The sequence below is a fragment of the Sphingomonas panacisoli genome (assembly GCF_007859635.1).
Taxonomy (GTDB): domain Bacteria; phylum Pseudomonadota; class Alphaproteobacteria; order Sphingomonadales; family Sphingomonadaceae; genus Sphingomonas; species Sphingomonas panacisoli.
In genome coordinates, this window is the sequence record NZ_CP042306.1 from 1,646,412 (window position 1) to 1,667,680 (window position 21,269).

The following is a 21,269-nucleotide window of genomic DNA, read 5'->3' on the forward strand; positions in this document are numbered from 1 at the left end:
ACCGAGGGAATGTAGCGCAAGCGATGCCGTGTAGGAAAGCGTCACGTTGTCTTACCCGCATAAGGCGGTTAGACGGGGCCAATGCCTTCGATCGATCCGCCGGAAACGGCACAGCCCACGGTGAAATGGCACTTTCCCGCCATGCATCCGGAAGGGCGACGTTACGTCATCATCGTCGCAGTCGCGGCGGTGCTCAGCCTGCTCATCTGGAACGTGCTGTTCTGGCCGCTCGCGTTTCTTGCGCTGGGCGTCGCGGCCTTCTTCCGCGATCCGATCCGCGTTACGCCGAAGAACGACGGGCTGGTCGTAGCACCCGCCGACGGGCTGATCACGATGATCCAGCCGGTCATGCCGCCGCCCGAACTCGCGATCCTGGGGACGACGCCACTGATCCGCGTGTCGATCTTCATGAGCGTGTTCGACGTGCACGTGAACCGCACGCCGATCGCCGGGACGATCCGCCAGGTCGTCTATATCTCGGGCAAGTTCCTGAACGCCGACCTCGACAAGGCCAGCGAGGAGAACGAGCGTCAGCATATCGTCGTCGAAGGGAAGGACGGGCGGCTGATCGGCTTCACCCAGATTGCGGGCCTCGTCGCGCGACGGATCGTGGCATTCGTTAAGGAAGGCGACATGCTCGCGGTCGGCCAGCGCGTCGGCCTGATCCGCTTCGGCAGCCGCGTCGATGTGTTCCTGCCGGCCGACACCGTGCCGCAAGTGGTGCTCGGCCAGCGTGCGATCGCGGGCGAGACGGTGCTGGGCAAGATCGGCGGTGAGGCGATGAGCGGGATCACGCAGTGAGGCCACCCGGCCCGTTGCGCCGGCGTCAGCCGCAGGGGCTGCCGCTCCGTACGATCACGCCCAACGCGCTAACGGCGCTAGCCTTGTGTTCGGGGCTGACCGGCGTGCGGTTCGCGATTGCAGCGGCGGGTGGACCGGTCTCGAACGACACCAGCCAGTGGCAATTGGCGGTGATCATGATCCTGGTCGCGAGCGCGCTGGACGGGGTCGACGGGCAAGTCGCGCGGTTGCTCCGCGGCACCAGCCGGTTCGGAGCCGAGCTCGATTCGCTGAGCGACGCGATTTCATTCGGGGTTGCCCCCGCACTGATCCTGTATCTGTGGTCATTGACGAATTCGCCGAAGTTCGGCTGGGCGTGCGCGCTGCTCTTCGCGGTGTTCTGCGCGCTTCGCCTCGCGCGGTTCAACGCGGCGATCGATGCGACCGATCAGCCGCGCAAGGCGGCGGGCTATTTCACCGGCATTCCGGCGCCGGCCGGGGCGATCGGCGCGATGCTGCCGATGTATCTGTGGTTCATTACCGACGATCCGCTGTTCCGCTCGCCCTGGCTCGTCGCGCCCTGGGTCGCGTTTATGGCGGTCCTGATGGTGTCGAGCGTCGCGACGCTCAGCTGGTCGTCGATGCGCTTGCGCCGCCGCATCCGGTTCGAAGCGCTGGTGGTGATCGTGGGGATCGGCGCGGCGCTGATCTCCGCGCCGTGGCCGACTCTGGTCGTGATCTGCGCCGTCTATCTGGCGACGATTCCGTTCAGTATCGCGGGATATGCGCGCGTCAGGCGGCTGCGCGCCAATATGTCGGTTGCGCCGCCGGCCTGACCGATACCCGCAAGGTCGACGCGCGGCGAACGGGAAGCGGGGGCAAGGTCGATACGCCGCCCTGACCGGCCAACGAGGCCTGGATTTTCGACAGCGAGGGGGCGACCGTCGCGTAGATAGCGAACCCGGCAGCACCCAGAGCACCTGCGAACGTCAGAATGGCGATCATCGCGACTTCCCTTTTATTCGGACTTAGATCCGATCTGGAACCAACGGTTCGTCGATTCCAAAGGTTCCCGTCCTGTTAATGATCGCTGTATGTTCTGTTGATGTTCCAGCCGTCAAGCGGAAAATGAGAACATAGCGGGAATAAACGGCCGATTTGCCCGTTGCGAATCCGAACCGACGCCATAACGTCACGATAGTGTAACGATAAATTGCCCCGTCATCGCGACGAAACGAGCAACCTTCCGCTATTGTGGATAACTTCCCACCGATCCGACGCGCATATCGTCTCCGGGGCTTGCCTTCCCGATATCATTGGACTAACGGCGCGCCCTCAACCCGCATGGGAAGCAACATAAACCGGTGCGCCGGCGAGCTCGCTCGTTCGCGTCATCCGCTTCCCAGAGGCTCAACCGGAAGGAGTTATCCCTATGGCGGCACCCGTCGTCACCATGCAGCAGCTCATCGAGACTGGTGCGCACTTCGGACACCAGACCCACCGCTGGAACCCGAAGATGAAACCCTACATCTTTGGCGACCGCAACGGCGTCCACATTCTGGATCTGTCGCAGACCGTGCCGCTGTTCGCGCGCGCGCTCGAATTCGTCAGCTCGTCGGTCGCCGCCGGCGGCAAGGTGCTGTTCGTCGGCACCAAGCGCCAGGCGCAGGATCCGATCGCGGACGCCGCGCGCCGTTCGGGCCAGCATTTCGTCAACCACCGCTGGCTGGGCGGCATGCTCACCAACTGGAAGACGATCTCCAACTCGATCAAGCGCCTCAAGACGCTCGAAGAGCAGCTGTCGGGCGACACCATGGGCCTGACCAAGAAGGAAGTCCTGCAGCTGACGCGTGAGCGCGACAAGCTCGAACTGTCGCTCGGCGGCATCCGCGACATGGGCGGCGTGCCCGACGTGATGTTCGTGATCGACGCCAACAAGGAAGAGCTGGCGATCAAGGAAGCCAACACGCTGGGTATCCCGGTCGTCGCGATCCTCGATTCGAACGTCTCGCCGGACGGTATTGCGTTCCCGGTGCCGGCGAACGACGACGCCGCGCGCGCCATCCGCCTGTATTGCGAAGCGATCGCGATCGCCGCGACCCGTGGTGGCCAGGAGCGCCAGGCATCGGCCGGCGTCGATCTCGGCGCGCAGGTCGAAGCGCCCGTCGAGGAAGCGTTGACCGTCGAACCGGCTGCCGAGGAAGCCCCCGCACCGAAGAAGGCCAAGGCCGCCAAGGCCGAGCCGGAAGCGGTTGCCGAGGAAGCGCTGAACGCCGAGCCGGTCGTCGCCGACGAAGCGCAGCAGGCCGAAATGGCCGCCGAGGCCGAGCGCCAGCTCGACGCCTGAGCGTCGTCGAAATGAAACATCGGCGGGGCAGGGCGACAACGGCTCTGTCCCGCCGCGTTCGTGTTCAACCTAGAGGAATTTGAGATGGCCGATATCACGGCAGCGATGGTCAAGGACCTGCGCGAGAAGAGCGGCGCGGGCATGATGGATTGCAAGAAGGCGCTGAACGAGACCAACGGCGATCTCGACGCCGCGATGGACTGGCTGCGCACCAAGGGCTTGGCCGCCGCCGCCAAGAAGTCGAGCCGCACCGCGGCCGAGGGTCTGGTCGGCGTCGAAGTCAACGGCACCACGGGCGCCGCGGTTGAGGTGAACTCGGAAACCGACTTCGTCGCGAAGAACGACCAGTTCCAGACCTTCGTCCGTGACGTGACCTCGGTCGCGCTCGAACTGGGCGACGATATCGCTACGATCAAGGCCGCTTCGCTCGGTGAGAAGACCGTCGAGGAAACGCTGACCAACAACATCGCCACGATCGGCGAGAACCAGAACCTGCGTCGCGCCAAGCGGCTCGAAGTTTCGCAGGGCGCGGTCGTGCCGTACGTCCACAACGCGCAGGCGCCGGGCCTCGGCAAGATCGGCGTGCTGGTCGCGCTCGAGAGCGAAGCGCCGACCGACACGCTCAACGCGCTCGGCAAGCAGATCGCGATGCACATCGCGGCAGCCTTCCCGCTGGCGCTCGACGAGAGCGGGCTCGACCAGGACCTGATCGAGCGCGAGCGCGCGATCGCGACCGAAAAGGCGGCCGAGAGCGGCAAGCCGGCCGACATCATCGCCAAGATGGTCGAGGGCGGCATCGCCAAGTATCGCAAGGAAAACGCGCTGGTCAGCCAGTTGTTCGTGATGGACGGCAAGACGCCGATCGCGACCGTGGTGGCCAACGCCGCCAAGGAAGCGGGTTCGCCGATCGTGCTGAAGGACTATGTCCGCTTCCAGCTCGGCGAAGGCATCGAGAAGGAAGAGAGCGACTTCGCCGCCGAAGTCGCCGCCGCCTCGGGCGTCAAGCAGCCCGCATAAACGGCTGTCGCCAGCGATAGAACCGGGAAGGGCCGTGTCGCGAGACGCGGCCCTTTTCGATTCCGGTGCTCGCAAACGTGGTTAGGGCCGATTGACACCGCACCGTCGCCCGGCTTGATCGCGCGATGACCGATACCGACGCCGCCGCCCGTTTCCATGCCGAGATCGCCGCCGCGCAAGGCCATGTCGATGCGAAGCGCTGGCGCGATGCGGCCGCCGCGCTCGAGCGCGCGGTGGCGTTGCAACCGAATGCCGAAGGAGCCTGGCGCTCGCTGGGCATGGCGTTGCGCGAGGCGGGGGACGTCGCGAAATCCTCGGCCGCGCACGATCGCGCCGCGCGGCTGGCGATGGCGAAGCCGCCGCTGTCCGACGCCGCCGCCGCGATCGAACAGGACAAGCTCGCGACGGCGGAAGGCCTGATCCGCGCGCGGCTGAAAGAGGTCCCGACCGATATCGCGGCGATCTGTCTGCTGGCGGAACTCGCGACGCGGGCCGGCAATCTCGTCGATGCAAAGCGCTTCCTCAACCATGCGCTGGAGATCGCGCCCGAGTTCGAGCCCGCGCGCGCCCAACTTGCGCGCATCTTCTACGACAATCGTGATTTGCCCGAGGCGCTGGCGGAATTCGACCGGCTGATCTCGGCCAATCCAGTGCATCACGGCTATTGCAACCTCCGCGCCGCCACGCTCGATCTGCTGGGCGATCATGCCGGTGCGGCGGCGGCGTATCACGCGATGCTGGCCGACGATCCCAACCAGCCGCTGGTGTGGATGACGCTGGGCAACGTGTCGAAGACGATCGGCGATATTCCCGTCGCGATCGCCGCATTTCGCCGCAGCGTGACGCTGGCGCCGAGCACGGGCGAGAGCTGGTGGGGGCTCGCGAACCTGAAATCGTTCCGGTTCGACGATGCCGATATCGCGACGATGCAGGCGGAACTGGCGAAGCCGACGCCTGCAGGGACCGATCGCGTCTGCCTGGAATTCGCGCTGGGTTCGGCGCTGGAGGAGCGTGCCGACCATGCCGCCTCCTTCGCGCATTACAGCGACGGGAACGCGATGCAGCTCGCCCACGCACCGCACGATCCAGATGCGCTGGCGACGTTCGAGAAGCGCTGCACCACCTTCTTCACGTCCGAATTCCTCGACGCGCGCGCGGTGAGCGGCGATCCGGCGCCCGATCCGATCTTCATCCTCGGTATGCCGCGGTCGGGCTCGACGCTGGTCGAACAGATGCTCGCAAGCCATCCGGCGATCGAAGGGACGCTGGAATTGCCCGAACTGCCGCGCATCGCGCGCATGCTGGGCGCTGACCGCGATCCCGCGCGGTCGCCCTATCCGGACAATCTCGCGCAATTGTCGAGCGACCAGCTTGCCGGCCTCGGCGCGGAATATCTCCGCCGCGCGGCTCATTGGCGACAGACCGACCGGCCGTATTTCATCGACAAATTGCCGATGAATTTCATGAATGTCGGGCTGATCCGCCTGATCCTGCCCAATGCCAGGATCATCGACGTCCGCCGTCACCCGCTCGGCTGCGGTTTTTCGGTGTTCAAGCAATATTTCCCGCGCGGCCTGAGCTTCAGCACGTCGATCGACCATATCGGCCGCTTCTACGCCGACTATGTCCGGATGATGCAGCTGTGGGACGACCGTCTGCCGGGCTTCGTGCATCGCGTGATCTACGAACAGCTCGTCGCCGATCCGGAGGCCGAATTGCGGCGGATGCTCGACTTCGTCGGCGTGCCGTTCGATCCGGCCTGCCTCGATTTTCACACCAGTTTGCGCGCGGTCGCCACGCCGAGCGCGGAACAGGTGCGCCGGCCGATCTACACCGAGGGTGTCGACCATTGGCGGCACTATGAGGCATGGCTGGGGCCGATGAAGGAAGCGCTCGGCGAGGTGCTTGCGCGCTACCCAGCGGCGCCGTAACGCCCTTCCCATCGCGCGCCCGCGCCCCTAAGGTCCGCGCCGCCTCCTTTCCGCCGCGAGAATCGATGACTGTGCCAGCCTATAAACGCATCCTCCTGAAACTGTCGGGCGAGGTCCTGATGGGCGACGGCGAAAGCGGGCTCGCGATCGATCCGTCGGTCACGGCACGCGTCGCGGGCGAGATCAAGGATGCGCAAGCGGCCGGGCATGAACTCTGCGTCGTCGTCGGCGGCGGCAACATCTTCCGCGGTATCTCCGCTGCTGCGAAGGGCATCGAGCGCGCGACCGCCGATTACATGGGTATGCTCGCGACGGTGATGAACGCGCTGGCGGTGCAGAACGCGCTCGAGCAGATCGGCGTCGAAACGCGCGTCCAGTCGGCGATCCCGATGTCGAGCGTGTGCGAACCGTTCATCCGCCGCCGCGCCGAACGCCACCTGGAAAAGGGGCGGGTCGTGGTGTTCGCGGCGGGCGTCGGCTCGCCGTTCTTTACCACCGACAGCGGCGCTGCGTTGCGTGCGGCCGAAATGAAGTGCGATGCGCTGTTCAAGGGAACCTCGGTCGACGGCGTCTACAACGCCGACCCGAAAAAGGACCCGACGGCGAAGCGCTACGAAACCGTGAGTTACGACACGGTCCTCGCAGACAATCTGAAGGTGATGGACGCCAGCGCCATCGCCTTGTGCCGCGACAACAATATTCCGATCGTCGTCTTCAACATCCGCGAACCGGGCAATCTCGCCTCGGTCCTGCGCGGCGAAGGCGTATCGACGGTCGTACAAAAGGAAGGATGACCGATGGCGGCGTATGACAAGGCCGATCTCGAACGCCGCATGGCGGGTAGCGTCGAGGCGTTGAAGCACGATCTGGCGGGCCTGCGCACCGGCCGCGCGTCGACCGCGCTGCTCGATCCGGTGACGGTCGAGGTCTATGGCAGCCACATGCCGCTCAACCAGGTCGCGACGGTCTCCGTGCCGGAACCGCGGATGCTGTCGGTGCAGGTGTGGGACAAGTCGAACGTCGGACCGGTCGAAAAGGCGATCCGCTCGGCGGGGCTGGGGCTCAATCCGATCAACGACGGCAACACGCTGCGCCTGCCGATCCCGGATCTAACCGAGGAGCGCCGCAAGGAACTGGCTAAGCTCGCCGGACAATACGCCGAAAAGGCCCGCATCGCCGCGCGCAACGTGCGCCGCGACGGGATGGACAGCCTGAAGACCGACGAGAAGAAGGGCGTCTATTCGGAAGACGAACGCAAGCGTCACGAGACCGAGGTGCAGAAGGTCACCGACAGCACGATCGCCGACATCGACGCCGCGGCTTCGGCCAAGGAAAAGGAAATCCTGGGCCAGTGAAGCCCATGGCCGCCAGCGACACGGCGCATGCCGTGGCGGCGGCCACGTTGCCGCGCCACGTCGCGATCATCATGGACGGCAACGGGCGTTGGGCGAAGAAGCGCCACTTGCCGCGTCTCGCCGGACACAAGATGGGGGTCGAGGCGGTCCGCAAGGTCACCCGCGCTGCGCGTGCGATGGGGATCGAGGCGCTGACGCTCTACGCTTTCTCGTCGGAGAATTGGCGGCGGCCCGAGGAGGAAGTCGGCGACCTGATGGGTTTGCTGCGCCATTTCATCAAGAGTGATCTGGCCGAACTGGTCAGCGAGAACGTGCGGTTGCGCGTAATCGGCGATTATCGCCGCTTCTCTACCGATACGGTCGCGTTGATCGACGATGCGATGGCGCGGACGGGCAGCAATACCGGGCCGCTGCTGGTAATCGCGCTCAATTACGGATCGCAGGCCGAACTGGCCCGCGCGGCGCAGGAACTGGCGCGGCGCGCGCGCGACGGTGAGATGGCGGTCGAGGCGATCGATGCCGATGCGATCGACGGCTTGCTCGAAACGCACGATCTGCCGCCGCTCGACCTGCTGATCCGCACCTCGGGCGAACAGCGCCTGTCGAACTTTCTGTTGTGGCAGGCGGCGTATGCCGAATTGCTGTTCGTCGACACGTTATGGCCCGATTTCAACGCTGAGACGTTGGCGGAGGCGATCGCCGCGTTCGGGCGGCGTCAGCGACGTTTCGGAGGCCTGTGAGCGACACTTCCGCGCCCAAGCGGCCGCCCGAACTGGTCGTCCGCCTCGTTACCGCTTTGGGTCTGATCGCGGTCGCCTTGCTGGCGATCGTGTTCGGCGGGCTGCTGTTCTGGCTGCTCGCGGTGGCGCTGGGCATGGTGATGATGGCCGAATGGGCCGATCTCGTCGCAGCGGCGCCGGGCCACAAGCGCCTGGGGCTCTATGCCCTGGTCGTACCGCTGGCGATCATGGCGCCCATCGGGGCAGGGCCCGGGTTTATCGCGGTCGGACTGATCGGCGCGGCGTTCTTCTTCGTCGGGGCGACGACGCGGCGCGCGTGGCTGGCCTGGGGCGTGGTCTATGTCGCGGTGCCGATCCTGTCGCTGCTGCTGATCCGGCAGCAGAAGGACATCGGGCTGGTCTACACGTTGTGGACGCTGGCGCTGGTGTGGGCGTGCGACATCGGCGCATATTTCGCCGGGCGACTGATCGGCGGTCCGAAGCTGGCGCCTGCGGTCAGCCCCAATAAGACCTGGGCAGGGTTGATCGGCGGCATGGTCGCGGCGAGCCTGTTCGCGCTGGCGATGCATCATTTCTACGGGCTTGGCTGGACCGCGGTCGTCGCAACGCCGTTCCTCGCGATGCTTGCCCAATGCGGCGACCTGTTCGAAAGCTGGCTGAAGCGGCGCGCGGGCGCGAAGGATAGCGGTACGTTGTTCCCCGGCCATGGCGGCGTGCTCGACCGCCTCGACGGCGTCGTGCCGGTGGCGCCGGCCGCGGCCTTGCTCGTGGTCGTGCTGCCGAAGCTGATCGGCCTGCTGTGAAGACCGTCACGATCCTGGGGGCGACCGGATCGGTCGGCACGTCGACGCTCGACCTGGTCGAGCGCGCGCCCGGCGATTTCCGGGTCAAGGCGCTGACCGCGAATTGCGATGTCGAAGGCTTGGCGGCCGCCGCCATCCGGACGAACGCCGAACTCGCGGTCGTGGCGGACGAAAGCTGCCTGCCGGCGTTGCGCGACGCGTTGCGCGGCACCAATATCGGTGCGGCGGGCGGGGCTCAGGCAGTCTGCGACGCCGCGCGGAGCGGTGCCGACCTGACGATGGCGGCGATCGTCGGCTGTGCGGGGCTCAGCCCAGTCATGGCGGCGATCGAACAGGGCGGCACCGTCGTCCTCGCCAACAAGGAACCTTTGGTGTCGGCCGGCGACGTAATCCTCGCCGCGGCCAAAGCGAGCGGCGCGACCTTGCTGCCCGCCGATTCCGAGCACAACGCGATCTTCCAATGCTTCGCCCCCGATCAGGCCGACCGCGTACGCCGCATCGTGCTCACCGCGAGCGGCGGCCCGTTCCGCGACTGGTCCACCGAGCGAATGCGCAGCGTCACGCCCGAACAGGCGGTCGCGCACCCGAACTGGTCGATGGGCGCCAAGATTTCGGTCGATTCGGCCACGCTGATGAACAAGGGCCTCGAACTGATCGAGGCGGCGCGGCTGTTCCCGATCGATCCCGATCGGATCGAAATCGTCGTCCATCCGCAATCGGTCATCCATTCGATGGTCGAATATACCGACGGCTCGACCCTGGCGCAGCTCGGCCCGCCCGACATGCGCGTGCCGATCGCGCATTGCCTGGCGTGGCCCGACCGCATGGCGACCCCGATGGCGCCGCTCGATCTGGTCGCGATCGGCCGGCTCGACTTCGAAGCACCCGACGTAACGCGCTTTCCCGCTTTGGGACTGGCGCGGCGCGCGCTCGACGCGGGTGGGGCGCGTCCCGCGATCCTCAATGCGGCCAACGAAGTGGCCGTGGCGGCGTTTCTCGACCGCAAGATCGGCTTCCTCGAAATTGCCGCAATCGTCGCCGATACGCTCGATCGCTACGACCCGCCGGCGCCGCAGACGCTGGACGACGTACTGGCTATTGATGCCGAAGCGCGTACCATGGCGGGTGAGCGAGTTGAGGATTGCGTGAATTAATGCAGAGTCCCGGTTTCCTGCTAACGATCGCCGCGTTCCTGCTGATGCTGGGACCGCTCGTTTTCATTCACGAACTTGGCCATTACTTCGTCGGACGCTGGTGCGGCATCAAGGCGGACGTCTTTTCGATCGGGTTCGGGCGCGAGATTGCGGGCTGGACCGACAAGCGCGGCACGCGGTGGAAGCTCAGCCTATTGCCGCTTGGCGGTTACGTCCGGTTTGCCGGTGACATGAGCCCCGCCGGGCTGAGCGATCCCGATTGGCTGGCGCTGCCGCCGGAGGAGCGGGCCAAGACCTTCCAGTCGAAGCCGGTCTGGCAGCGCGCATTGGTCGTGCTCGCGGGGCCGTTCGCGAATTTCCTGCTCGCCTTCATCCTCATCGCCGGTTTCCTGCTCGCCTACGGCCAAGTCGTCACGACGACCGAGATCGGCTCCGTCTCCCCGAAAAGTGCCGCGGCAACGGCCGGTTTGCAGCGCGGCGACCGTATTACGGCGTTGGGCGGAAGGCCGGTCGCGACGTTCGACGACATGGTCCGCTTCATCGCGATCCGCGCGGGGGAGAAGGTAACGGTCGATTTCGACCGCGGCGGACGCGCGATGTCGCAGGACGTCGTGATCGGCACCGATCATCGCACCGACAAATTCGGCAACAAGGCGGATGTCGGCTTGCTCGGCGTCGGACCGGCGCGCGTGGCGATCGCTCCGGTCGGCGTGCTCGAGGCACCGGGTATCGCGTTGCGCGATTTGTGGGACACGGTGGCGATGACCGGCGAAGTGCTGGGCCAACTCGTCACCGGACAACGCTCCGTCAAGGAGATGTCCGGCGTCGTCCGCATGGCGAAATTTTCGGGCGAGCAACTCAGCCTGGGCTGGCTGGCGTTCGTCAATCTGGCCGTGATGATCTCGATTAACTTGGGGTTCATCAACCTCTTGCCAGTTCCCATGCTGGATGGAGGCCATTTGCTGTTCTACGCGATCGAGGCGATACGCCGGCGCCCGGTCACGCCGCAGATCCAGGAATGGGCGTTCCGCGGCGGATTGGCGGCGATCATGCTGCTGTTCCTGGTCGTGACGTTCAACGATCTGGGTGCGATCGGCGTGTGGCAGCATCTCGCCGGGTTGATCGGCTGACCCGGGCAGGGCCCAAACTCAGTTGGAACAAGGATCGTGATTGCCCATGGAAAACCGCCGACGAGAAGCGCAGCGCAGGCGCGTAGCCAAAGCTACGCGCAAGCGAGCGACGATGTTCGGCGGTTTTCCATGGGCAACCTCGCGCGGCGGGCCGATTTTGGCCCCAGGACATCGTCGCTCCTCGATCACGATGCCTCCAGCATCGATCTCTCGTCGGCTCCTTGCCTGGAACCAAAATCGGCTCCGTCACGACCTTGTTCTAACTGAGTTTGGGCCCTAGGGCAGGGCGGGCGCGCCCGATTTTACGCGACGGCACATGTCTCCTGCTGGGGTGGAATGGTGAAGCTTATCAAGGTTACGACGTTCGGGACGCGCGCCGCCGCGACTTTGCTCGCGGGGACGATGCTGTCTGGCGTTCCGCTGGCGGCCGCGCAGACCGCCCCGAAGCCCGCCGCACCGGCGGCTGCCGCTCCCCAGGCGACGTCGGCGCCCGCCGCCGTCGCGCCCGCACCGCAACGCGTGATCAAGTCGCTTCGCGTCGAGGGATCTCAGCGTATCGAGCCCGAGACGGTGCTGAGCTATACCAAGCTCCGCACGGGTCAGGCCTACAGCAACGAAACGCTCGACCAGGCGCTGCGTGACCTGCTCGCCAGCGATCTGTTCGCCGATGTGTCGATCGCGGGCGTCGAGACGGGCGACATCACGATCCGCATCCGTGAAAATCCGATCATCAACCGCGTGCTACTCGAAGGGAACAGCACGCTGAAATCGGACAAGATCACCAAGGAAATCAAACTCGCCCCGCGTCAGATTTTCACGCGCACCGCGGTGCGCCAGGACGTCGCGCGGATCATCGAACTGTATCGCCGCCAGGGCCGTTTCGCCGCGCGGATCGAACCGAAGATGGTCAGCCTGGACCAGAACCGCGTCGATATCGTGTTCGAGATCAGCGAGGGTCCGAAGTCGAAGGTCCGCGCGATCAACATCCTCGGCAATACCGTCTTTTCCGACGCCAAGCTGCGCGAGCAGATGGTGACGAAGCAGGCGAGCATCACGCGCTTCTTCTCGTCGAACACGTCCTACGACCAGGATCGTCTGGCATACGACCAGCAGAAGCTGCGCCAGTTCTACCTGACCCAGGGCTATGCCGATTTCCGCGTCACCTCGGCGGTCGCCGAACTGACGCCGGACAAGAAGGACTTCATCATCACGTACGTGGTGGAGGAAGGTCCGCGCTATAAGTTCGGCGACGTCACGGTCGACAGCGACATTCGCGATTTCGACAACAACAAGCTGGCGGCGACGCTGCCGGTGAAGAAGGGCGCGTGGTTCGACGCGAAGAAGGTCGAGGATTCGGTCACCTCGCTGAACGAGACCGCCGGTCTGTTCGGCTACGCCTTCACCGACGTCAGCCCGGACTATCAGCGCGACGGCGACAATCTGGTGATGTCGGTCAATTTCCACATCGCCGAAGCCAAGCGGACGTATGTCGAGCGGATCGAAGTCACCGGCAACCGCAACACGCAGGACAAGGTGGTTCGCCGCGAGATCCGTATGTCGGAAGGCGACGCGTTCAACAGCTTCTCGATCAAGCGCTCGCAGGATCGCATCAACAGCCTGGGCTTCTTCCAGGACAAGTTCGAGATCAAGAACGAGCAAGGCTCGGCGCCCGATCGCGTGATCCTGAACGCGAACGTTGAGGAAAAAGCGACCGGCGAACTGTCGCTGTCGGCGGGCTATTCGAGCCTCGAACGCTTCATCATCCAGGCCGGCATCACGCAGCGCAATTTCCGCGGCAAGGGCCAGGAACTGCGCGCGAACGTCGATTATTCGGTCTATTCGAAATCGATCCAGCTCGGTTTCACCGAGCCGTATCTGTTCGACAAGAACATCGCGCTGGGCGTCGACGTCTTCCGGCGCGACTACAACTCGTTCAATTATCTGGGCGACCAGCGGCAGACCACCTATTCGCAGGTGTCGACCGGTTTCCAGGCGCGTGTCGGTATTCCGCTGACCGAATATTGGTCGCTGTCGGCGCGCTATGGGCTGACGTTCGACCAAGTCGGCCTCGACAAGAACACCTATTTCAAGGACACCAACGGCGACGGTACGCCGGATACCTGCAACATCGTCGTCGCCGGACGGTATCTCTGCGAGGCGATCGGCAATCGCGTGACCTCGGCGCTGGGCTATTCGCTCGTCTACAACAGCCTCAATGGCGGATTGCGGCCGACCGCCGGTCAGCGTCTGGTGTTTAGCCAGGATTTTGCGGGTCTCGGCGGGGATGTCCGCTACATCCGCACGCGGTTCGAAGGGTCCAAATACTGGAACCTCGGCAAGGGGTTCATCTTCTCGGTCAACGGCGAGGCCGGCTACATCAAGGCGCTCGAGAAAAGCAAGGGTCCGGGCATCGATCCGGTACGCATCACCGACCGCTTCTACCTCGGCGAACCGCAGATCCGCGGCTTCGACATTCGCGGCGTCGGCCCGCGCGTCCAGCGTATCAATTACATCCAGGACGACCAGGGCAACCAGATCCTGCAGCCGGACAAGCAGCAGATCATCGACGACGCTTTGGGCGGCCGCGCTTATTATCTCGTCCGCTTCGAGATCGAACCGCCGCTGTCGGGCGGCGCGCGCGAACTCGGTTTGCGGCCGTCGATCTTCATGGATGTCGGCGCGGTGTTCGGGATCAAGCGCCCCTTGCCGACGGCGACCTTCCCGACGCACGTCGATCCGACCACGGGCAAGACGATCGTCGATCCGCTCATCACGCCGATCACCGATAGCAGCGGCCGGCCGCTATATACGTACACCGATCCCAACGGCCTGGGCCAGGTCACGACGTGTCCGGCGGGGCTGCCTGATAGCACTGGCGCCTGTAACGGCGTCACGCCGAACTCCGCGCAGGTCAGCACAGTCTCGCCGTTCCTCGAGCGCTTCCTGGGCGATTCGCCGAAGCCGCGTTTGTCGATCGGGTTCGGGGTCAACTGGAACTCGCCGTTCGGGCCGCTCCGTATCGATATCGCCAAAGCATTGCTCCACCAGAAGGGCGACGACACCAAACTTGTTACTTTCAACGTAGGGACTCAATTCTGATGAAGACCAATCTCAAATATCTCGGGCTCGGCGCGATCGCGCTGACGGCTGCCCTGGCGGGTTCGCCGGCGCAGGCCCAGTCCGTCGCGACCGCCGACTTCGACGGCGCCGTGGTCAAGACCAAGGCGTTCACTGCCGCGGCCGCCACGATCAAGACGACCTACCAGACGCAGATCACGCAGGTCGAAGGGTATCAGAAGGAGCTGCAGGCACTGCTCGCGCCGTTCGATACCAACAAGGACAGCCAGATCGACGACAACGAACTGCGCGCCGCGCAGGCCAGCCCGACCTGGGCCACCGTCGTCGCCAAGCAGCAGCAGCTGAACACCGCGCAGGCGCCGGTCGCTCGCGCGCAGGCCTATGTGTTCGAACAGGTCTCGTCGAAGCTCAATGCGGCGGTCCAGGCCGTCATCACCGCGCGTAACCTGACGCTGATCGTCAAGCCTGACGCCGTCGTCTGGGCGAACCAGACGGGCAACATCACCGCCGCGATCACCGCCGAGCTCGACAAGCTGGTGCCGACCGCGAACGCGATTCCGCCTGCGACGTGGCAGCCCGGTGGCCAGCCTGGCGCCGCGCCGGCCGCTGGCGCCGCTCCGGCTCCCGCGACGTCGACCCCGGCACCTGCCGCTGGCGGCAAGAAGCCCGGCCGGTGAGCGACGACGCGGCAACGACGTCCATTGGCCCGCTTGACATCAAGCGGGTGATGGCGGCGCTGCCGCATCGATATCCGATGCTGCTGGTCGATCGGGTCGAAGAACTCGTGATCGACCAGCGCATCACCGCCATCAAGGCGGTGAGCATGAACGAGGAATTCTTCCAGGGGCATTTCCCCGGAAGACCGATCATGCCCGGCGTTCTCCAGGTCGAAGCCCTGGCGCAGGCGGCGGGCGTGCTCGCGGTCGAAAGCCTCGGGCTCGCCGGGTCGGGCAAGCTGGTTTATTTCATGTCGATCGACGGCGTGAAGTTCCGCAAGCCCGTCGAGCCCGGCGTTCTGCTCAAGCTCGAGGTCGAATTCGTTCAGAAGCGCAGCCGCGTGTGCAAGTTCGCCGGCAAGGCGACGCTGAACGGCGAAGTCGCCACCGAATGCGAGTTCACCGCGATGATCGCGGACCCGCCGAGCGAGTAATCCTGCCACGAGGTTGATTATCGAGGCGCGCGCTGTTAGGGGCCGCGCCTTCGCTGCCGGTCGGAAACCGGCGGCTCTATTCAAGGAATTCGTTGTGAAAGCCGATACGCACCCCGACTACCACATGATCAAGGTCCAGATGACCGACGGCACCGTGTACGAGACGCGCTCCACCTGGGGCAAGGAAGGCGACACGATGACGCTCGAAATCGATCCGTTGTCGCACCCGGCCTGGACCGGCGGTCGCGGCCAGATGCTGGACGCGGGTGGTCAGGTTGCGCGCTTCAACAAGCGTTTCGGCGGGCTCAACCTCGGCAAGAAGTAAGTCGCTTCGGCGACCGGCTCCGACGCCGCGTTCCCCACGGGGAGCGCGGCGTTGTCGTTTGTGCTTAACGCGCTGTTAGGCATCGTCGGCCTAGCATTTCCGCCATGGACGCTTTGCAGACCGATATCCGCGCCGAATTCGAACCCGCTTTGATCGCGAAGCGGCGGAACCAGCGCGCACCGGTGTCGCTCGACGCCAAGCTGGGACGAGGCGGGCTCGATCGTACGCTTTGCCGCATCACGGATCTGTCGCGCGATGGCGCGCGGATCAGCAGCTATTCGGCGCTGCGCAAGGATTCGATGATCTGGCTGACGCTACCGGGCATCGGCGCGGTGGCAGCGACCGTGCGCTGGGCGGACGATTTCCACGCCGGCTGCCAATTCCACGAACCGCTGGCAGACTATCAATACGACATTCTGGTCGAGGTCGGTCGGGCCTGAGCCCACCGATTTCGTCACCCGCGCTTCGGCATCGCCGTCGATCGATTGAGATCGGCGGGGGTCAGGCGGCCCGGCGTCGCAGCTTGTGGTGCGGAAGAATCGTTCGCCGGCGCGCGCTGCACCGGGCCGAGATCGCGCAAGTTGAACGGCCGTTCGAACCGCACCCCGATCTTGCCTTCCCGCGACCAGCGCACATCGGCGCCGATCACCGAGCAGCCCGGGATATCGAGCTGGATCTGCGCCCCATCGGGTAGATCGCGCGTCGATTCGAGCAAGGCACCGCCCACCGCGATGTTGCGGATGCGGACGGTGAAGGTCATGCCGTTCCACTGCGCATTGGCGGTGCGGATCAGGCTGTAACGCGGCGCGCGGGCATTCTCATATCCCTTGGCGGCGACCGCTTCGACCGAGCAGGCGAGGGTGCGCGCGTCAGCGACCTCCATCGGCTTGCCGAAGATGTAGCCCTGGACCTGCGAGCAACCGAGTTCGCGGATCAGGTTGAGGTCGTCGTGCGTCTCGACGCCTTCCGCCGTCGTATCCATCTTCAGGCTCTGCGCGAGCGAGATGATCGAGCGGAGGATCGCTTCGCTGGTGCTGCCGGTCGCGGCCGCGCCGCGGACGAACGACTGGTCGATCTTGATTTTGTTGAGCGGCGCGCGTTTCAGATAGCCGAGCGACGAATAACCGGTGCCGAAATCGTCGAGCGCCAGGCGAACGCCGGCGGACTTCAGGCGGCGGAACGTCTCATCGACATTCGCTTCGTCCGACAGGAATACGCCTTCGGTGATTTCGAGTTCGAGCCGGTTGGGATCGAGTTCGGTCGCGGCGAGCACGTTCATCACGGTCGCGACCAGGGTCGGGCTGGCGAACTGCGTCGGCGAGATGTTGACCGCGATGCGCACCTGCGCCGGCCATTGCGCGGCTTCGGTGGCGGCGGTCCGCAACACCCATTCGCCGATCGCGATGATCAGCCCGCATTCCTCGGCCAGCGCGATGAACTGCTCCGTCGGCACCGATTGACCGTTCGAGCGAACCCAACGCGCCAACGCTTCGAACGCGACGACTTCCTCGGTCACCGTGTTGACCACCGGCTGATAGACCAGCTTCAGCTCGCCGCGCTGGATCGCGCCGCGCAGTTCCTGTTCCAGGCCCTGTTTCTCCTGCGCATCGCTGTGCATGTCGGGCGAGAACAGCTTGAACGTGCCACGCCCGTCATCCTTCGCGGCGTAGAGCGCGAGATCGGCGTCGCGGATCAGCGCGTCGGCGCACTGATATTGGCTGCGCGCGATCGCGACCCCGACGGACGCGCCGATCGTGATGTTGTTGCCGTCGATCTGATAGGGCTGCGAAACCTGTTCGATCAGTCGCTGCGCCAACGTCCCAAGATATTGCTCCGAATCGATCGACGGGAAGACCGCCTGGAACTCGTCGCCGCCGATCCGGCCGACCTGCCCATCCTTGCCGATGACGGCGGTCAGGCGCCCCGCAACTTGCTTGAGCAGCGCGTCGCCGATCGGGTGGCCGAGCGTATCGTTGACGTTCTTGAAGCGATCGAGGTCGATGAGATAGAGCGCCGCGCCCTTCTTCTGCTTCTCGATGCTGCCCAGCGCGTCCTCCAGAGTCGCGCGCATCAACGTGCGGTTGGGAAGGCCGGTCAGAGCATCGTATCGCGCGAGCCGGTTGATCTCCGCCTCCGCCAGGCGCTGTTCGGTCAGATCGGTGCCGATCCCGCTGAAGCCGATGAAGCGGCCGTAATCGTCGAAATGCGCGGTGCCCGACAGCGACCACCAGATGTCGTCCGACGCCTTCGCCTTCACCGTAACGTCGGCGAACGGAACGCGCGCCGAGAGATAGAAGCCGAGCGTGCACTCGCTGTCGTCGGCGCGGCTGCCGACGTCCATGCCGAGAAGATCGACGAATTGCGTGCCGGTCAGCTCGCTCGCCGCGCGCTTCAGATCGTCGGCGAGCTGGGTCGAAACGTACGTCAGCGCGCCGTCGGCGTCGGTTTCCCAGAACCAGCCGCGGCCGCTCTGCTCGAACTCGGCGACGAACCGCGCGGCTTTCTGCGCCTGGTATTCATTGGCGAGCTGGCGGCCCGCGGCGATCATTGCGCCGCGCGCGCTGAAGATGCTGGCGAAGAACAAGCAGCCGCCGAACGCGACGAGTAGGCCCAGGATCTGCAAATCAGTCGAGAACAGGACGAACGACCCGACCGCCGCGGCATAGCTGACGAGCAAGAGGCTGGGGACGGAGATGAAGGCAGCGATGGTTAGGCAGAACGCGCCGAGCAGCGACGCGAGGATGATCGGTGACACGGCCTGCGTCGGCAGGCCGACCGCGATGACGATCGCCCATAACAGACCGATGGCGACCGTGAACGCGCCCCACAGCCGAACGACCTGGTGCGGTCGCATCGCTTTGGTGCGGCGGCGGTTGAGCAGGGTCGATAGCGCGGCCAGCACGACGACGCCGGCCAGCGGCAGCACGACCGCGAGCGGATTGTCGCTGCCCGAACGGAAAGCGTGGATCGCCAGGACGATCGCGCAGATCAGGTGCGAGGCGAGAAGGTAGGGACCGGTATTCGACAAGCCGCGGATGCGCTCGTTGGCGATGCGCTCGTCGTCGGACTGGCGCGCGGGGCGCAGATCAAACAGGAAGATGTCGAGGTAGCCGAGATCGCGGACCCGTGCGGATGGTTCGCTGATCGCCGCAAATCGAGTCTTACGCATGCCGCACCCCGCTACCGACCGCTTGTTCCCCAACAAAAGGGCCGGTTGTTTAGAAGCAGATAGGTAGAACTCGGCACTTAAAACGCGGTGAATTTCTGCGGAGAAACGTGCTGATGTAAATCAAGGCATTTGAAGCGCGACGCGGAAGTGAATTCCGCGTCGACGGTCGTCGCTGGCGCGACGCCGGCCACGCTCGTGTGAGATCGATTAGCTTGGCTAAATCGGTTTACAATGCGCGGTGGCGGAGAGGGTGGGATTCGAACCCACGGTGGGCTTCCACCCACGGCGGTTTTCAAGACCGCTGCCTTAAACCACTCGGCCACCTCTCCGCGCTGCGAGCGCTTTGGGGAAGGGCGGCGATTTGTGCAAGCGGTGCGACGACGGGGATTCCCGTTGGTCGAAAGCTGTGGCACGGTCGCGTCATGCTCAAGCGGGGACTGATCGGGATTTTGCTGGCGGCCACGGCCTTTGCCGGCGCGGCGACGGCGCAGGACGAGGCGGGATTTCAATCCTATCTGCAGGATGTCCGCGGCCGCGCCATCGCGCAGGGCGTGCGGCCGGCGACGGCTGATCAGGTGCTGGCGGGGCTGACCTACAACCAGCGGGTCGTCGATCTCGATCGTAGTCAGCCGGGCGGCAATCCCGCCAACCCGACCACGAATACTATCACGCCGTTCGCGCCGTATCTGCGCAGCCATGTCGACGCCGCGCGCATCACGCAGGGGCGGACCAAATATCTCGCCGAACGCGGCCATCTCGCGCGGATCGAAACGCAGACCGGCGTACCCGAATCGATCATGGTCGCGATCTGGGGCCACGAGACCAATTACGGCCGCGTGATGGGCAATTTCGATTTGCCGCGATCGATCGCGACGCTCGCTTACGAAGGCCGTCGTCGAACGCTGTTCGAGCCCGAACTGATCGCGATGATGAAGATGGTCGATCGCGGCGTCGCACGCAGCCAGCTGATCGGCAGCTGGGCCGGCGCGATGGGCGGGCCGCAATTCCTGCCCTCGGTGTACCTCCGCCTCGCGCGCGACGGCGACGGCGACGGGCGCGCGGATATCTGGAACAGCGACGCCGATACGCTCGCGTCGATCGGCAATTATTTCTACAATGCCGGGTGGCGGCGCGGGCAACCCTGGGGGCTGGCGGTGTCGTTGCCGGCGGGGATCGACCGCAGCAGCGTGACCAACCGCCTGATCTCGCCGCGCTGCCCGCGCGTGTTCGCCCGACAGAGCGCGTGGCGATCGATCCGCGAATGGCGTGCGCTAGGCGTGTTGTCGCAAGGCAAGCCGTGGCCCGCCGACGAAGTCCAGGCGACGATGATCGAGCCCGACGGACCCGGCGCGACCGCTTACCTGCTGACCGGCAATTACCGCGTGATCCTCGATTACAATTGCTCGAATTTCTACGCGTTGAGCGTGGGGCTGCTCGCCGATGCCGTCGAACGCTAGGTTGCTCCTGCTCGCCGGGCTGGTGCTGGCCGTCCCGGCATCGGCGCAGGACGGCCCACCATCATCGGACGGCCCGCAAGCGACCTCGGATCGCTCGCCCGACCGGTACGACGAGGTCGGCTATGCGACGTGGTACGGCAACGAACTGGCGGGCAATCGCACCGCCTCCGGCGCGCCGTTCGACCCGCAGGCCTTCACCGCCGCGCATCGCACGCTGCCGATCGGATCGTATGTCGAGGTGACCTCGCTCGAGACCGGCCGCACGGTGCTCGTTCAGATCAACGATCGCGGACCGTTCACGCCGGGTCTGCTGATCGATCTGTCGCAGGCGGCCGCACGCGCGATCGGCGTGGTCAGCCGCAAGGCCGTGCGCGTCCGCCGGGTCAATCCGACGGCGGTCGATCGGAACGCGCTGAAGAACGGCCAAGCCGCATCGCCGATCCTCGACACGCCGCCCGCGTTGCTTGCCGGGCTGCGCGCCAGGCTGACCGGGCGCGCGGATCCGGTGGCGACCGTCCGCACCAAGCCGCCGACTCCAGATGTTCCACCGCCGAGGCCAGCCGTCGCCCCGGTTCGATCCGCCCCCGCTCCCACCCGACCACCCGCGACCGTCAAAGGCGGCTATTACGTCCAGGTCGCCGCGTTCAGCACCCGCGACCGCGCCGAGACTGTCGCACGCAGCCTCGGCGGTACCGCGACACCGTTCGCCAAGCTGTGGCGCGTCCGCACCGGGCCGTTTCCCGATGCGAAATCGGCCCTACGAGCGCGTGACGCGGCCGCCGCGCGGGGCTATGGCGATGCTCGTGTCGTCCGCGAGGACTGAATTGCCGCTT

The 21,269-nt window shown here is 65.4% G+C and carries 19 protein-coding genes and 1 tRNA gene; 18 read left to right on the top strand and 2 right to left on the bottom strand.

What is annotated here, in order from left to right:
- Positions 1 to 81 precede the first annotated feature (81 nt).
- The 16 genes from FPZ24_RS08430 (at position 82) to FPZ24_RS08505 (ending at position 16,250) form a co-directional block, all read left to right on the top strand.
- Complete coding sequence (locus FPZ24_RS08430) at positions 82 to 801, top strand: phosphatidylserine decarboxylase (protein WP_146571036.1); 720 nt, start codon at positions 82 to 84, stop codon at positions 799 to 801.
- Positions 798 to 1,616 carry a CDP-alcohol phosphatidyltransferase family protein gene (locus tag FPZ24_RS08435; RefSeq protein ID WP_146571038.1) on the top strand — a complete coding sequence of 273 codons (819 nt, stop codon included), beginning with the start codon at positions 798 to 800 and terminating at the stop codon, positions 1,614 to 1,616. The genes FPZ24_RS08430 and FPZ24_RS08435 overlap by 4 nt, the downstream gene beginning before the upstream one ends.
- Before the next feature lie 596 nt (positions 1,617 to 2,212).
- Positions 2,213 to 3,127 carry a 30S ribosomal protein S2 gene (gene rpsB, locus FPZ24_RS08440; RefSeq protein ID WP_146571040.1) on the top strand — a complete coding sequence of 305 codons (915 nt, stop codon included), beginning with the start codon at positions 2,213 to 2,215 and terminating at the stop codon, positions 3,125 to 3,127.
- A gap of 84 nt (positions 3,128 to 3,211) precedes the next feature.
- On the top strand, positions 3,212 to 4,144 hold the full coding sequence (gene tsf / locus FPZ24_RS08445; RefSeq protein ID WP_146571042.1) for a translation elongation factor Ts: 933 nt from the start codon (positions 3,212 to 3,214) through the stop codon (positions 4,142 to 4,144).
- 125 nt (positions 4,145 to 4,269) lie between these two features.
- Entirely contained in the window at positions 4,270 to 6,075 is a 1,806-nt protein-coding gene (locus tag FPZ24_RS08450) for a tetratricopeptide repeat-containing sulfotransferase family protein (RefSeq protein WP_146571044.1), read from the top strand.
- Positions 6,076 to 6,140: 65 nt separating this feature from the next.
- On the top strand, positions 6,141 to 6,869 hold the full coding sequence (gene pyrH, locus FPZ24_RS08455) for a UMP kinase (RefSeq protein ID WP_146571047.1): 729 nt from the start codon (positions 6,141 to 6,143) through the stop codon (positions 6,867 to 6,869).
- Positions 6,870 to 6,872: 3 nt separating this feature from the next.
- On the top strand, positions 6,873 to 7,430 hold the full coding sequence (gene frr / locus FPZ24_RS08460; protein ID WP_146571048.1) for a ribosome recycling factor: 558 nt from the start codon (positions 6,873 to 6,875) through the stop codon (positions 7,428 to 7,430).
- Between the two features lie 5 nt (positions 7,431 to 7,435).
- The gene (locus FPZ24_RS08465; protein WP_146574304.1) at positions 7,436 to 8,170 is read left to right on the top strand and encodes an isoprenyl transferase; all 735 of its coding nucleotides are present in this window, start codon (positions 7,436 to 7,438) and stop codon (positions 8,168 to 8,170) included.
- Positions 8,167 to 8,973: a phosphatidate cytidylyltransferase gene (locus tag FPZ24_RS08470; protein ID WP_146571051.1), complete on the top strand. Its 807-nt coding sequence runs from the start codon at positions 8,167 to 8,169 to the stop codon at positions 8,971 to 8,973. Before FPZ24_RS08465 ends, FPZ24_RS08470 begins: the two co-directional genes overlap by 4 nt.
- Entirely contained in the window at positions 8,970 to 10,127 is a 1,158-nt protein-coding gene (locus FPZ24_RS08475) for a 1-deoxy-D-xylulose-5-phosphate reductoisomerase (protein WP_146571053.1), read from the top strand. Before FPZ24_RS08470 ends, FPZ24_RS08475 begins: the two co-directional genes overlap by 4 nt.
- Positions 10,127 to 11,257, top strand: a complete 1,131-nt coding sequence (gene rseP / locus FPZ24_RS08480) for an RIP metalloprotease RseP (RefSeq protein WP_146571055.1) — start codon at positions 10,127 to 10,129, stop codon at positions 11,255 to 11,257. The genes FPZ24_RS08475 and rseP overlap by 1 nt, the downstream gene beginning before the upstream one ends.
- Before the next feature lie 336 nt (positions 11,258 to 11,593).
- Complete coding sequence (gene bamA / locus FPZ24_RS08485; RefSeq protein ID WP_146571057.1) at positions 11,594 to 14,356, top strand: outer membrane protein assembly factor BamA; 2,763 nt, start codon at positions 11,594 to 11,596, stop codon at positions 14,354 to 14,356.
- Complete coding sequence (locus FPZ24_RS08490; RefSeq protein WP_146571058.1) at positions 14,356 to 15,012, top strand: OmpH/Skp family outer membrane protein; 657 nt, start codon at positions 14,356 to 14,358, stop codon at positions 15,010 to 15,012. Before bamA ends, FPZ24_RS08490 begins: the two co-directional genes overlap by 1 nt.
- A gap of 50 nt (positions 15,013 to 15,062) precedes the next feature.
- On the top strand, positions 15,063 to 15,485 hold the full coding sequence (gene fabZ, locus FPZ24_RS08495) for a 3-hydroxyacyl-ACP dehydratase FabZ (protein ID WP_240047695.1): 423 nt from the start codon (positions 15,063 to 15,065) through the stop codon (positions 15,483 to 15,485).
- Between the two features lie 94 nt (positions 15,486 to 15,579).
- A complete protein-coding gene (rpmE, locus tag FPZ24_RS08500; RefSeq protein ID WP_146571061.1) occupies positions 15,580 to 15,810 on the top strand; it encodes a 50S ribosomal protein L31 in 231 nt (76 codons plus the stop codon).
- A gap of 104 nt (positions 15,811 to 15,914) precedes the next feature.
- Positions 15,915 to 16,250, top strand: coding sequence for a PilZ domain-containing protein (locus tag FPZ24_RS08505; RefSeq protein ID WP_146571063.1), 336 nt, complete (start codon positions 15,915 to 15,917; stop codon positions 16,248 to 16,250).
- A 14-nt stretch (positions 16,251 to 16,264) separates the two neighbouring features.
- Here the strand turns inward: FPZ24_RS08505 and FPZ24_RS08510 are convergent, their stop codons facing one another.
- Both FPZ24_RS08510 and FPZ24_RS08515 read right to left on the bottom strand, forming a co-directional pair.
- Entirely contained in the window at positions 16,265 to 18,979 is a 2,715-nt protein-coding gene (locus FPZ24_RS08510; protein ID WP_146571065.1) for a putative bifunctional diguanylate cyclase/phosphodiesterase, read from the bottom strand.
- 239 nt (positions 18,980 to 19,218) lie between these two features.
- Positions 19,219 to 19,308, bottom strand: a tRNA-Ser gene (locus FPZ24_RS08515).
- A 93-nt stretch (positions 19,309 to 19,401) separates the two neighbouring features.
- Between FPZ24_RS08515 and FPZ24_RS08520 the strand changes: the two genes are divergently transcribed.
- Both FPZ24_RS08520 and FPZ24_RS08525 read left to right on the top strand, forming a co-directional pair.
- Positions 19,402 to 20,436: a lytic murein transglycosylase gene (locus tag FPZ24_RS08520; RefSeq protein ID WP_146571067.1), complete on the top strand. Its 1,035-nt coding sequence runs from the start codon at positions 19,402 to 19,404 to the stop codon at positions 20,434 to 20,436.
- Between the two features lies 1 nt (position 20,437).
- A complete protein-coding gene (locus FPZ24_RS08525) occupies positions 20,438 to 21,259 on the top strand; it encodes a septal ring lytic transglycosylase RlpA family protein (RefSeq protein ID WP_186729158.1) in 822 nt (273 codons plus the stop codon).
- Positions 21,260 to 21,269: the final 10 nt, after the last annotated feature.